The sequence below is a fragment of the Streptomyces sp. NPDC033165 genome (genome assembly GCF_055577965.1).
Window position 1 is genome coordinate 359,991 of sequence record NZ_JBVIPK010000004.1, and the last position, 12,774, is coordinate 372,764.

Genomic DNA, 12,774 nt, shown 5'->3' on the forward strand with positions numbered 1-12,774 from the left:
CCAGGGTGCGGGATGGCACTGCTGCGGGGCACGCCACGGGGCGCGCCGCCTGCCCATCATGCTACTTGCGGGTAACCAGACTGCCCACCCCCCACGGCCGGAGCGTCGAAGGTCACACCGGGACGGCGGCCGGTGCGACGCCTCGCGGGCACCTCGGCGGCCATCAGGACCAGCGGTTCGAGGCGGAGGCCCAGCGCGCGCCGCAGCGCCGCGAAGATCCGGTCGCTCCCGTGCGAGTCGATCACCGGAGCGCCTCCGGCCGCCGGCAGGAGCGCCGGCAACCTGGCGTGATTTCGCCCCTCGGCGACGCGCATCCGCACCGCCGACGCATACGCTGCGTCGCCGTCCGCCTCCGCTTTGTCGACGAGTCCGGCTCCGTCGCCGTCCTCGTTCCGGCCGGAGAAGTGAAACACCCCCCGGCCGTCGGCCGGGGGGTGTCCGGGGGCGCGTGTGTACGGGATCAGGCGCCGGTGTCCAGAGCCCGGAGCAGCAGGGGTGCGACCTGCTGGATCTGCCAGTTCCGCGCCCCGTATCCGGCGAGGGTGTCCTCGACGGCGCTCGGGGTGGGGTTCGCCGGGGGCTCCCAGCAGACCCGGCGCACGGTGTCCGGGGTGATCAGGTTCTCCTGGGGCATGTGGAGGCGCTCGGCCAGCTCCGAGACGGCGGTGCGGGCGGCCGAGAGCCGGGCGGCGGCGGCCGGGTCCTTGTCGGCCCAGGAGCGCGGGGGAGGCGGCCCGGCGGGCTGCTGGCCGGGCTGCGGGAGCTCCGACTCCGGCAGCGCCCTGGCCCGGTCCACGGCGGCCTGCCACTGCTCCAGCTGGCGGCGGCCCATGCGGTGGCCGAATCCCGGCAGCGCGGTCAGGGCCTGCACGTTGACCGGCAGCGCGAGCGCGGCCTCGACGATCGCCGCGTCGCCGAGGACCTTGCCCGGCGAGACGTCGCGGCGCTGGGCGACCTGGTCACGGGTGGTCCACAGCTCGCGGACGACCGCCATCTGACGGCGGCGGCGCACCTTGTGCATGCCCGAGGTCCGGCGCCAGGGGTCCTTGCGGGGCGGGGCCGGCGGCGCGGATGCGATGGCGTCGAACTCCTCCCGGGCCCACTCCAGCTTGCCCTGCCGCTCCAGCTCCTTCTCCAGCGCGTCGCGCAGGTCGATCAGGAGCTCCACGTCGAGCGCGGCGTAGCGCAGCCAGGGCTCGGGCAGCGGGCGGGTGGACCAGTCGACCGCGGAGTGGCCCTTCTCCAGGGCGTAACCGAGGACGTTCTCCACCATCGCGCCGAGGCCGACGCGCGGGAAGCCCGCGAGCCGTCCGGCCAGCTCGGTGTCGAACAGCGAGGTGGGGGTCATGCCTATGTCCCGCAGGCACGGCAGGTCCTGGGTAGCCGCGTGCAGGATCCACTCGGTGTCGCTCAGTGCGGAACCGAGGCCCGAGAGGTCGGGGCAGCCGACCGGGTCGACCAGTGTACTGCCGGCGCCCTCGCGGCGCAGCTGTACGAGATAGGCGCGCTGGCCGTAGCGGTACCCCGAAGCGCGTTCGGCGTCGACGGCCACCGGGCCGGTGCCCGCGGCGAATGCGGCGATCACCCGGGCGAGGGCGTCGTCGGACGTCACCACCGGGGGAATGCCCTCGCGCGGTTCGAGCAAGGGGATCGGCGCCGGGGCGACGTCGTCCGGGGGAGCGCCCCCGGTGGTTCGCAGTGAAGTGTCTGCTGCGGTCTCTTGGGCGTCGGTCACGCCTCAAGGGTATAGGTGTATACGCGCCACCCGTCGACGGAACGTTCCGTCGACGGGTGGCCATGCGCATATTCCAGCCGGGGGCGCATCGGTGCACGTCCCGGCGGGGTGGGGTCAGTGGATGATGCCCGTGCGCAGGGCCACGGCGACCATGCCGGCGCGGTCTCCGGTGCCCAGCTTGCGGGCGATCCGGGCGAGGTGGGACTTGACGGTCAGGGCGGAGAGGCCCATCGAGACGCCGATGGCCTTGTTGGACTGGCCCTCGGCGACCAGGCGGAGCACCTCCACTTCGCGGCCGGACAGTTCGCGGTAGCCGCCCGGGTGGCTCGGGGATCCGGGGGGCCTGCGGTGCATCCGGGCCGCGTTGGCGCCGATGGGGGCGACGCCGGGGCGGGTGGGGTGGCCGATGTTGGTTCGGGTGCCGGTGACGACGTAGCCCTTCACGCCACCCGCGAGGGCGTTGCGAACGGCGCCGATGTCGTCGGCGGCGGAGAGGGCGAGACCGTTCGGCCAGCCTGCGGCTCGGGTCTCGGAAAGCAGGGTCAGCCCGGAACCGTCGGGCAGGTGGACGTCGGCAATGCAGATGTCGCGCGGGTTGCCGACGCGGGGGCGGGCCTCCGCGATGGACGACGCCTCGATGACGTCACGTACTCCGAGGGCCCACAGATGGCGGGTGACGGTGGAACGGACGCGCGGGTCGGCCACGACGACCATGGCCGTCGGCTTGTTCGGGCGGTAGGCGACCAGGCTTGCGGGCTGCTCAAGGAGAACGGACACCAGGCCTCCTGGGGGGAGTGGCGGGACGGGCCGGCTCAGGGGATGAAGCCGGGGGCGAAACCGTGCTTGAAGGGTCATTGACCTCTTCGGCAGCGGACCCGTCCTCCTTTAGGGGAAGATCACGATTTGGTGAGTAACAATTCGGGCAAATAGGACGCGCGATCGATTGTACGAAAAGAGAGCCGGTGCTGTGCGATACGGGTGACGGAGCGTTACGAACACCAGGGCGAAGCGGGTGGCCGGGATGACGAAGCGCTACGAAACCTGCGGCCCGCGCCGCTGCGGCAGCGTCACCACCGCCGCGTCCGTCGGGTCGGACGGCGGCAGACCCGCGATCTGACACAGCAGATCACCCCAGGCCATCAGGTGCGACGCCGCGTCCGGCACCCCGCCGCGCCCCTCCCGGGGCGTCCACGAGGCCCGGATCTCGATCTGCGTCGCCGGACGGCGCGCGGACAGCGCACCGAAGTAGTGCGATCCGGCGCGCGTCACTGTCCCGCCGGCCTCCCCGTAGGACAGCCCCCGCGCGTCCAGTGCACCCGTCAGCCAGGTCCAGCACACCTCCGGAAGCAGCGGGTCCGCCGCCATCTCCGGCTCCAGCTCCGCCCGCACCAGCGTCACCAGCCGGAAGGCCCCCTGCCAGGCGTCGTGCCCCGCCGGATCGTGCAGCAGCACCAGCCTGCCGTCCGCGAGATCGTCCTCCCCGTCCACCACCGCCGCCTCCAGGGCATACGCGTGCGGCGCGAGGCGCTGGGGCGGCCTGGTCGGCTCCACCTCCAGCTCCGGGCGCAGCCGGGCGGAGCGCAGTGCGTCGACCGCCGCGCGGAACGCGGGCGGCACGGAAGGCCCCTGCGCGCTCTCCTTGCTGTCAACGCCATCGGAATGATCGGAAAATTGTCCCTGAGCCGGAGCCATGCCGGGAAGGGTAAAGGGAACGCGGGCCTCGTGCAGGGAGAGACACCCGTGCGGGGCCGGGCTCCTTCGCGTGCGTGCGAAGATTCTGTGCGTGAGCGCCAACGACAGCCCTTCGGGCCAGCAGACGACGACCTCCGCCAGCCACGACGCGGGCCGCGCGGCCACCCACGACTCCGCGTTCCTCAGGGCCTGCCGGCGCGAACCCGTGCCCCACACGCCGGTCTGGTTCATGCGCCAGGCGGGGCGCTCCCTGCCCGAGTACCTGAAGGTCCGCGAGGGCATCGCGATGCTCGACTCCTGCATGATGCCGGAGCTGGTCACCGAGATCACGCTCCAGCCCGTACGCCGCCACAAGGTCGACGCCGCGATCTACTTCAGCGACATCGTCGTGCCGCTGAAGGCCATCGGCATCGACCTCGACATCAAGCCCGGAGTCGGCCCCGTCATCGCCGAGCCGATCCGCACCCGTGCCGACCTCGCCCGACTGCGCGACCTCACCCCCGAGGACGTCCCGTACGTCACCGAGGCCATCGGGATGCTCACCGCCGAGCTGGGCGCCACCCCGCTCATCGGCTTCGCCGGGGCCCCCTTCACCCTCGCCAGCTACCTCGTCGAGGGCGGCCCCTCGCGCAGCCACGAGCGCACCAAGGCCATGATGTACGGCGACCCGCAGCTCTGGGCCGACCTCGTCGACCGGCTCGCCGAGATCACCGGCGCCTTCCTCAAGGTCCAGATCGAGGCCGGCGCCTCGGCCGTCCAGCTCTTCGACTCCTGGGTCGGGGCCCTGGCCCCCGCCGACTACCGCCGCTCGGTGCTCCCCGCCTCCGCGAAGGTCTTCGACGCCGTCGCCCCCTACGGCGTCCCCCGCATCCACTTCGGCGTCGGCACCGGCGAACTCCTCGGCCTGATGGGCGAGGCCGGGGCGGACGTCGTCGGCGTCGACTGGCGGGTCCCGCTGGACGAGGCCGCGCGCCGCGTCGGCCCCGGCAAGGCGCTCCAGGGCAACCTCGACCCGGCGGTGCTCTTCGCGCCCACCCCGGCGGTCGAGGCGAAGACCCGCGAGGTGCTGGACCAGGCCGCCGGGCTTGAGGGCCACATCTTCAACCTGGGCCACGGCGTCATGCCGTCCATGGACCCGGACGCGCTCACCCGGCTCGTGCAGTACGTGCACGAGCAGACCGCACGCTGACCCGAGGTGCCCCGGGCGCGGGGGCCTCGTCAGCTCCCCGCGCCCCGCACCGCCGCCACCGTCTTGCGGGCCGCCACCAGCACCGGGTCCCACACCGGTGAGAACGGCGGAGCGTAGCCCAGGTCGAGCGCGGTCATCTGCTCCACCGTCATCCCGGCCGTCAGCGCCACCGCCGCCACGTCCACGCGCTTCGCCGACCCCTCGCGCCCGACGATCTGCACCCCGAGCAGCCGTCCCGTACGGTGCTCCGCGATCATCTTCACCGTCATCGGCTTCGCCCCCGGGTAGTAACCCGCCCGCTGTGTCGACTCGATCGTCGCCGTGACATAGCGCAGCCCGACCGCGCGGGCGTCCTTCTCGCGCAGCCCGGTCCGGGCGATCTCCAGATCGCAGACCTTGCTCACCGCCGTACCGACCACGCCCGGGAACGTGCCGTAGCCGCCCCCGGCGTTGGAACCGATCACCTGGCCGTGCTTGTTGGCGTGGGTGCCCAGCGCGATGTGGCGGGTGCGGCCCGCCACCAGGTCCAGGACCTCCACGCAGTCGCCGCCCGCCCAGATGTTCTCGTGGCCCACCACCCGCATCGACAGATCGGTGAGCAGTCCGCCGTGCGGGCCGACGGGGAGACCCGCCTCCCGCGCGAGCGCCGTCTCCGGTTCGACGCCGATGCCGAGGACCACCACGTCCGCCGGATACGTCCGCGCGTCCGTCGCCACCTCGCTCACCCGGCCGTCGGGACCCGTGAGGATGCCGGTGACCGCCGCCCTGTTGACCGTGGTGATGCCCAGGCCGTCCATCGCCTCGTGGACGAGCCGTCCCATGTCCGGGTCGAGCGTCGCCATCGGCTGCTCGCCCCGGTTGAGGACGGTCACCTCGAAGCCCCGCTTGAGCATCGCCTCGGCCATCTCGACGCCGATGTACCCGGCGCCCACCACGACCGCCCGCCGCCGCGTGCCGGAGCCCAGGGCGTCCAGCGAGTCCAGGAGGGCCTGCCCGTCGTCCAGGGTCTGCACCCCGTGCACCCCGGGCGCGTCCATACCGGGCAGCTCCGGGCGCACCGGACGCGCCCCGGTGGCGATCACCAGCTTGTCGAAGCCCGTCCAGTACGTCGTCCCGCTCTCCCGGTCCAGCGCCCTCACCCGGCGCCCCGCCACGTCGAGCTCCGTCACCTCGGTCCGCATCCGCAGATCGATGTCCCGCTCCCGGTGCTCCTCGGGGGTACGGGCGATCAGGTCCTCGCGCCGCTCCACGTCACCGCTCACCCAGTACGGGATGCCGCAGGCGGAGTACGAGGTGAAGTGGCCGCGCTCGAAGGCGACGATCTCCAGCGCCTCCGGCCCCTTCAGCCTGCGGGCCTGTGACGCGGCGGACATGCCCGCCGCGTCACCCCCGACGACCACCAGTCGCTCCGTTGCCATACCGGGTCCCTTTCGCCGAGTTCAGCCGCGTCAGGGGCCACGCTACGGCGATCAGGGCGCCGGGGTGCCCTCCGCCTCGGGCCGGGGAGCTGCCGGGACCCTGCGTGCCGCCCGCCGGGCGCGCAGCACCCGCCAGACCATCAGCGCCAGGGCCGCGGTGGTCAGGAACGGGAACGCGGCCCCGAACGCCACCGCGATCCACCGGAGCATCGCCACGAACGCGTCCCAGCCGCCGCCCAGCGCGTCCAGGAAGCCCGGGTCCTCCTTCTCCCCGTCGTCGCCCGGGGCGTCCGGCGGCGTCAGGTCCAGCGTGATCGTCGCCAGCGAGGTGCGGTCCTTCAGGCTCGCCCGCTGGGCGAGCAGCGACTCCAGGTCGGACTGACGGCTGCTCAGCTCTCCCTCCAGGGTCACCACATCGCTGATCCGCTCCGCCTTGTCCATCAGCTCCCGCACCCGGGCCACGCTCGCGCGCTGCGTGGCGATCCGGCTCTCCACGTCGACCACCTGGTCGGTGACGTCCTTCGCGTCGGAGGTGCGCGACAGCAGCTTCCCGGAACCGGCGAGGGTGCGCAGCACCTCCTGGAACCGGTCCTGCGGCACCCGCAGCACCAGACGCGAGGTCTCGTACGTGTCGTCCATCCGCTCGGTGTTCTCCGTCGCCACCAGGCCACCGGCGCCCTCCGCCGTGCTGCGGGCGGCGGCGACGGCCTTCGGCACGCTCTTGACCTCGACGGAGAGCGTGGCCGTACGGATGACGTGGGTGGCCGCGGCCCCGGGCCTTGGGGCCTTCCTCCCGGCAGCCTTGCCGTCCGCCGGCGCTTCCGACGCCATGGACCCGTCCTCGGCGCCCGCCCCCGCCTGCTCCTCGGACAGGTCCTCCCTCCCCTTCTCCCGCCCCGCGTACTCGCTGTCCGCTGTCTTCGCGCCGCTGTCCGAGGCGTCGCCCGCCCCGCAGCCGCCGACGGCGAGCAGCGCGCCGAGCACCCCGGCCAGGAGCGCCGCCCGGCCGCGGCCGTACCCCCGCCGGGCGCGCGGCGCGGCAGGCGGCCGGGCCACGGATCGATCGGTCTTCCTTGTCATAACCAGTCCCCCCAGGACGGTGGTTGATCGTGCCGGTTCGACGCGGCGCCCCCGGAGCCGGTTGCCGGCCGGCGGTTTCGAAGCGGTCACGGTCGGGACTCGGAACGGGTTTGAGAGAGTGGACCCATGCAGCGTTCTCAGCGTTCCGATCAGCGGGCGGACACCACCGCGGGCCACGTCGTCGTCATCGGCGGCGGCATCGCCGGCCTGGCTGCCGCCCACCGCCTGGTCACCACCGGTCTGCGCGTCACCCTCCTGGAGGCGACGGACCGGCTCGGCGGCAAGCTCATGACGGGCCGGATCGCGGGCGTCCAGGTCGACCTGGGGGCCGAGTCGATGCTCGCCCGCCGCCCCGAAGCGGTCGCCCTGGCCGAGGCGGTGGGCCTCGCCGGCCGCCTCCAGCCGCCCGCCACCGCCACCGCGTCCCTCTGGACGCGCGACGCGCTGCGCCCGATGCCCAAGGGCCACGTCATGGGGGTCCCCGCCGACCCGGCCGCCCTCGGCGACGTGCTCTCGCCCGAAGGGCTCGCCCGGATCGCCGAGGAGCGCGACCTCACCCCGACCCCCGTCGGCGACGACGTCGCGGTCGGCGCGTACGTCGCCGACCGGCTCGGCCGCGAGGTCGTCGACCGGCTGGTGGAACCCCTCCTCGGCGGGGTCTACGCGGGCGACGCCTACCGGATCTCCATGCGCGCCGCCGTACCCCAGCTCTTCGAGGCGGTGCGGGAGGGCGGCCCGCTGCTGGAGGCCGTACGCCGTGTCCAGGAGCGGGCCGCCGCCCTCCAGCGGAGCGGACCGGTCTTCCAGGGCATCGAGGGCGGCATCGGCACTCTGCCGGGCGCCGTCGGCGACGCCGTACGGGCCGGGGGCGGCGAGATCCTCACCCAGACCCCCGTCCTCGACCTCACCCGCAGGGAAGGGGGCTGGGCCGTCCGCACCGACACCCGGGTGATCCCCGCCGACGGCATCGTCCTGGCCACCCCCGCCTGGTCCGCCGGGACCCTGCTGGCCGCCGAGTCCCCGGCTGCCGCCGCCGAGCTGTCCGGTGTCGAGTACGCCTCGATGGCCCTGGTCACCCTGGCCTTCCGGCGCGCCGACATCGAGGCGCACGAGGCCCTGCGCGGCCGTTCCGGCTTTCTGGTGCCGCCGGTCGACGGCCGCACCATCAAGGCGTCCACCTTCTCCAGCAACAAGTGGCAGTGGGTCGCCGACGCCGCCCCGGACCTCTTCGTGCTCCGCACCTCCGTCGGCCGCTACGGCGAGGAGGACCACATCCACCGCGACGACGAAGAACTCGTCGCCGTCTCCCTGCGCGACCTCGCCGAGGCCACCGGGCTCACCGCCCGGCCCGTCGACACCGAGGTCACCCGCTGGATCGGCGGCCTGCCGCAGTATCCGGTCGGCCACCTCGCCCGGGTCGCCCGCATTCGCGACGAGGTCGCGGTCCTCCCCGCACTGCGCGTCTGCGGCGCCGTCTACGACGGGGTCGGCATCCCCGCCTGCATCGCGAGCGCCCAGCGCGCGGCCGACGAGATCACGAGAGAGATCATCGCCACGCCGACCCTGGTTCGGGGCACGGGGAGCGAGGCGGGACAATAGCCGTATGAGTGCCCCTGAGACTGTGACATCAAGCAAGAGTCCGAACGCCGGAAAGAAGGCCAAGGACCTCAACGAGGTCATCCGCTACACCCTGTGGTCGGTCTTCAAGCTGCGCGACGTGCTGCCGCTGGACCGCGCGGGGTACGCCGACGAGGTCCAGGAGCTGTTCGACCAGCTCGCGGCCAAGGACGTCACCGTCCGCGGCACCTACGACCTCTCCGGTCTCCGCGCCGACGCCGACCTCATGATCTGGTGGCACGCCGAGACCTCGGACCAGCTCCAGGACGCGTACAACCTCTTCAGGCGCACGAAGCTCGGCCGCGCGCTCGACCCGGTCTGGTCGAACATGGCGCTGCACCGCCCGGCCGAGTTCAACAAGTCGCACATCCCGGCGTTCCTCGCCGACGAGACGCCCCGCGACTACATCAGCGTCTACCCCTTCGTCCGGTCCTACGACTGGTATCTGCTCCCCGACGAGGACCGCCGCCGTATGCTGGCGGACCACGGCAAGATGGCCCGGGGCTACCCTGACGTCCGCGCCAACACCGTCGCCTCGTTCTCGCTCGGCGACTACGAGTGGATCCTCGCCTTCGAGGCGGACGAGCTCTACCGCATCGTCGACCTGATGCGCCACCTGCGCGCCTCCGAGGCACGGCTCCACGTGCGCGAGGAGGTCCCGTTCTACACGGGCCGCAGGAAGAGCGTCGCAGACCTGGTGGCCGGGCTCGCATAACCAGCGAGTCCCGCACCACCCCAACCCGGAAGATCAGAAGACGGGCACCAGGCACCGACCGTGCCGCCCGCCGTTCCAGCGACACCGGGTTCGGCTCAGGGGGCCGTCGCACCGATCACGGTGCGACGGCCCCCGCTCCGTATCCGCCCGCCGGATCAGTCCAGCGACACCGGGTTCGGCTCCGGACGCGCGGCGCAGTCCGCACCCCGCCCCGGCACCTGGCCGGTCAGCAGATACGTGCGCAGATGGTCGTCGACACAGGCGTTGCCGGCCCCGCCGACACCGTGCGTACCCGCGTTCCGCTCGGTCACCAGCGACGAACCGGGCAGCCGCTTCCGCAGCTCCAGCGCCCCCCGGTACGGGGTCGCCGCGTCCCGCTCCGCCGCCAGGATCAGCACCGGCGGCAGCTCGCCCCACCGCGTGCCGACCTCCAGCGGCCGCTGCCGGGGCGCGGGCCAGAAGGCGCACGGCAGGTTGGTGAAGGCGTTGTCCCACGTCTCGAAGGGCGCGATGCGCGCCAGGTCCGTGTGGTCGCGGTCCCACACCTCGAAGTCCTCGGGCCACGGCGCGTCGTTGCACTCGACGGCCGTGTACACCGCCTGCGCGTTCTCGTTGTCCTCGGCCGCCACCGCGCGCGGGGAGGCCTGCGCGATCAACGGCTCCGGGTTGCCCCGGACGTACTCCGACAGCGCCGTCGCCCGCATCGCCCAGTAGTCGTCGTAGTAACCGGCCCCCAGGAACGCCGAGTGCAGCTGGCCCGGCCCGACCTTGCCGCCCGCGGGCTCCACGGCGAGCTCGGCGCGCACCTCGTCGTAGTGCCGCTGCACCGACTCCGGTGTGGCCCCGAGGTGATACACGTCGTCGTGGTCGGCGACCCAGCGGCGGAAGTCCTCCCAGCGCGATTCGAAGGCCAGCGACTGGTTCATGTTGGAGCGGTACCAGATCTGCTCCGGGTCCGGATCGACCACCGAGTCGAAGACCATGCGCCGTACGTGGGAGGGGAAGAGCGTCGCGTACAGCGCGCCGAAGTACGTCCCGTAGGACGCCCCCATGAACGTCAGCCTCGGCTCGCCGAGCGCGGCCCGCAGGACGTCCAGGTCACGGGCGTTGTTCAGCGAGGTGTAGTGCCGCAGCGCCTCACCCGCGTGCTGTGCGCAGCCCTGCGCGTACGCCTTCGCACGGGCGATGCGCTGCTCCTTGTACTCCTGCGTGGGGTGGGTCGGCGCCTGCGTCGGGCCCTTCGTGTACGCGGAGGGGTCCTGGCAGGTCAGCGGGGCCGAGGAGCCGTTCACCCCGCGCGGGGCGTAACCGACCAGGTCGTAGGCCTCGGCGAGCTCCTTCCACCCGGGCAGCTCCCCGACCAGCGGGAAGGTGACGCTGGACGCACCGGGGCCGCCCGGGTTGTAGACCAGCGCACCCTGCCGGTCCTTCGCCGGGCCGGTGGCCAGGGTGCGGCTGACGGTCAGTTCGAGCTGCCGCCCGTCCGGCTCCGCGTAGTCCAGGGGCACCTTCACCGTGCCGCACTTCAGGGAGTCCGGCAGCATCTCCTCCTCGGGGCAGGGGACGAAGTCGATCCCGGCGGCGGTGGCGCGGGAGGCGGCGATCGCGGTGCCCCGGGCCTCGGCGTCGACCGGACCCTCCCAGGCGGCCGCCGGAGCGACGGTCAGGGCGGACAGGACCAGGGAGCCGATCGATGTGTACAGCGCAGCTGTTCTCACGCGCGGGGCCTCTCTGCGGATGCGGAGGGGGATGGTCGGGCGTGCGGGCGGTGATGTCCAGCACCGCCCCGGCGTGTCCGGAGGAATGCCCCCGACGGCCGATCGGAATCCTTGCTCCGGAATCTGGTTCAGGGGCCACCGCCGCCGTGGCCCGCACCCGAGCGGCCGCCCGAGCGGACGGTCCGGCAGTGCCGCCGTGATCAGCCGGCGCTGGAGCACCGGGCCGACGCGGCGGCCGGTTCGTCGAGGACCGGGTTGTCCTACTTCCCCACGAGGGCGGCACGTGCCGCCCGGACCAGGCGGGTGGTGCGGCGGGGCGGCCGGGCGGCGGACCGGTCCTGCCACCAGTACGTCAGCCGGCGCCGCTCGGCGGGATCAGCGGGGGCGCCCGTGGTCAGCAGGTGCTCCGCGAAGTCCAGGGCGTCGCGCCGGTAACTGCCGGACATCGGGCGGCGCCGGGCGTACGCGAGGAACGCGGCGCGGTAGCCGTCGCCGAGGATCTCCGGCAGCTCGGGCGCCACCTTGGCGACGACATCGGCCCGCTTGGCGGCCAGTGCCCGGCTCTGCACCCGCAGCCGCCGGTGATCGAACCCCTCGGGTGCCGGGGTCCCCGCCACGAGCGCGGACAGCAAAGCGGTCTGGGAGACGGCGAGACGGTCGCGCACGCTGGGACGGGGGGCGGCGGCGACCGTGTCACGGGTCGCCCCGGCGGGCGGCGCGGACCGCGCAGCGGCAGCCGTCGTCGTGCTCAGCGCGGCCCGGATCGCGTCCAGTTCAGCCGCCAGCTCGGCCCCCGGAGGAAAGGCGTCGTCTCGCTCCAGCAGGACGCCCGGCGGGTCGACCCGGGAACGCAGCTCGGCCAGGACGTCCAGGACCGGGCCGGTCACCGGGTGGGCGTGCGTGTCGTGCCAGATGCCGTCCCTCTCGACGCCGCCCGCCACATGCACGTACGCGATGGCCTCCACCGGCAGTTCGTCCAGCGCCTTCGCCGGGTCCTGGCCCAGGTTGACGTGGTTGGTGTGCAGGTTGGCCACGTCGATCAGCAGCCGCACCCCGGTCCGCTCGACCAGCTCCGCCAGGAACTGCCCCTCGGTCAGCTCCTCGTCGGGCCAGGTGATCAGCGCCGCGATGTTCTCCAGGGCCAGCGGCACCGGCAGCGAGTCCTGCGCGATGCGCACGTTCTCGCACAGGACGTCCAGTGCGTCCCAGGTGCGCGGCACCGGCAGCAGGTGCCCCGCCTCCAGCCGCGGCGACGCGGTCAGCGGCCCCCCGGCCCGTACGAACGCTATGTGCTCGGTCACCAGCGGCGCCCCCAGCAGCTCGGCCCGCGCCCCGAGGCCGACGAGGCGCGCCGGGTCCGGGCGGTCCGCACCGCCCAGGCCGAGGCCCACCCCGTGCGGAACGATCCTCACCCCGCGCTGCCGGAGCCGTACGAGGGAGTCCGGGAGGTGGTCGGCGCAGAGGTTCTCCGCGACCGCCTCGACCCAGTCGATCCCCTCCAGCGCCTCCACCTCTGCGGCGATCTCCGGCCGCCAGCCGATCCCTATGCCCAGCTTCATGGTGTCCCCCCTGCTCACCTCGTTCTGTCCAGGGGTCATGGCCCCGTCGAG

The 12,774-nt window shown here is 73.3% G+C and carries 11 protein-coding genes; 3 read left to right on the forward strand and 8 right to left on the reverse strand.

What is annotated here, in order from left to right; genetic code table 11:
• Positions 1–56 precede the first annotated feature (56 nt).
• From ACZ5WC_RS12700 to ACZ5WC_RS12715, 4 genes are all read right to left on the reverse strand, one after another.
• The gene (locus ACZ5WC_RS12700; protein ID WP_468540795.1) at positions 57–413 is read right to left on the reverse strand and encodes a hypothetical protein; all 357 of its coding nucleotides are present in this window, start codon (positions 411–413) and stop codon (positions 57–59) included.
• A gap of 47 nt (positions 414–460) precedes the next feature.
• Entirely contained in the window at positions 461–1,735 is a 1,275-nt protein-coding gene (locus tag ACZ5WC_RS12705; protein ID WP_468540796.1) for an HRDC domain-containing protein, read from the reverse strand.
• A gap of 114 nt (positions 1,736–1,849) precedes the next feature.
• Complete coding sequence (locus ACZ5WC_RS12710) at positions 1,850–2,512, reverse strand: response regulator transcription factor (protein WP_003965521.1); 663 nt, start codon at positions 2,510–2,512, stop codon at positions 1,850–1,852.
• Between the two features lie 255 nt (positions 2,513–2,767).
• Positions 2,768–3,427 (reverse strand): DUF3000 domain-containing protein, encoded by a 660-nt coding sequence (locus tag ACZ5WC_RS12715; protein ID WP_468540797.1) that lies wholly within the window; start codon positions 3,425–3,427, stop codon positions 2,768–2,770.
• A gap of 91 nt (positions 3,428–3,518) precedes the next feature.
• On the opposite strand from ACZ5WC_RS12715, the gene hemE reads away from it, so the two are divergent.
• On the forward strand, positions 3,519–4,616 hold the full coding sequence (hemE, locus tag ACZ5WC_RS12720) for a uroporphyrinogen decarboxylase (RefSeq protein ID WP_468540798.1): 1,098 nt from the start codon (positions 3,519–3,521) through the stop codon (positions 4,614–4,616).
• 29 nt (positions 4,617–4,645) lie between these two features.
• Here the strand turns inward: hemE and ACZ5WC_RS12725 are convergent, their stop codons facing one another.
• Both ACZ5WC_RS12725 and ACZ5WC_RS12730 read right to left on the reverse strand, forming a co-directional pair.
• Entirely contained in the window at positions 4,646–6,034 is a 1,389-nt protein-coding gene (locus ACZ5WC_RS12725) for an FAD-dependent oxidoreductase (protein WP_468540799.1), read from the reverse strand.
• 51 nt (positions 6,035–6,085) lie between these two features.
• Positions 6,086–7,114: a DUF4349 domain-containing protein gene (locus ACZ5WC_RS12730; protein ID WP_468540800.1), complete on the reverse strand. Its 1,029-nt coding sequence runs from the start codon at positions 7,112–7,114 to the stop codon at positions 6,086–6,088.
• A gap of 126 nt (positions 7,115–7,240) precedes the next feature.
• Between ACZ5WC_RS12730 and hemG the strand changes: the two genes are divergently transcribed.
• Both hemG and hemQ read left to right on the forward strand, forming a co-directional pair.
• Positions 7,241–8,713 (forward strand): protoporphyrinogen oxidase, encoded by a 1,473-nt coding sequence (gene hemG / locus ACZ5WC_RS12735; protein ID WP_468540801.1) that lies wholly within the window; start codon positions 7,241–7,243, stop codon positions 8,711–8,713.
• Between the two features lie 4 nt (positions 8,714–8,717).
• Entirely contained in the window at positions 8,718–9,446 is a 729-nt protein-coding gene (gene hemQ, locus ACZ5WC_RS12740; RefSeq protein WP_468540802.1) for a hydrogen peroxide-dependent heme synthase, read from the forward strand.
• 155 nt (positions 9,447–9,601) lie between these two features.
• Here the strand turns inward: hemQ and ACZ5WC_RS12745 are convergent, their stop codons facing one another.
• On the reverse strand, positions 9,602–11,164 hold the full coding sequence (locus ACZ5WC_RS12745; protein WP_468540803.1) for an alpha/beta hydrolase: 1,563 nt from the start codon (positions 11,162–11,164) through the stop codon (positions 9,602–9,604).
• Between the two features lie 260 nt (positions 11,165–11,424).
• Complete coding sequence (locus ACZ5WC_RS12750; RefSeq protein WP_468540804.1) at positions 11,425–12,723, reverse strand: MbnB/TglH/ChrH family RiPP precursor modification enzyme; 1,299 nt, start codon at positions 12,721–12,723, stop codon at positions 11,425–11,427.
• Between the last annotated feature and the right edge of the window lie 51 nt (positions 12,724–12,774).

What these genes read in the sequence shown, in the direction of transcription:
- ACZ5WC_RS12715 (WP_468540797.1), bottom strand. Translation starts at nt 3,427, where the DNA reads ATGGCTCCGGCTCAGGGACAATTTTCCGATCATTCCGATGGCGTTGAC.
- ACZ5WC_RS12750 (WP_468540804.1), bottom strand. Translation starts at nt 12,723, where the DNA reads ATGAAGCTGGGCATAGGGATCGGCTGGCGGCCGGAGATCGCCGCAGAG.
- hemG (WP_468540801.1), top strand. Translation starts at nt 7,241, where the DNA reads ATGCAGCGTTCTCAGCGTTCCGATCAGCGGGCGGACACCACCGCGGGC.
- ACZ5WC_RS12725 (WP_468540799.1), bottom strand. Translation starts at nt 6,034, where the DNA reads ATGGCAACGGAGCGACTGGTGGTCGTCGGGGGTGACGCGGCGGGCATG.
- ACZ5WC_RS12730 (WP_468540800.1), bottom strand. Translation starts at nt 7,114, where the DNA reads ATGACAAGGAAGACCGATCGATCCGTGGCCCGGCCGCCTGCCGCGCCG.
- hemQ (WP_468540802.1), top strand. Translation starts at nt 8,718, where the DNA reads ATGAGTGCCCCTGAGACTGTGACATCAAGCAAGAGTCCGAACGCCGGA.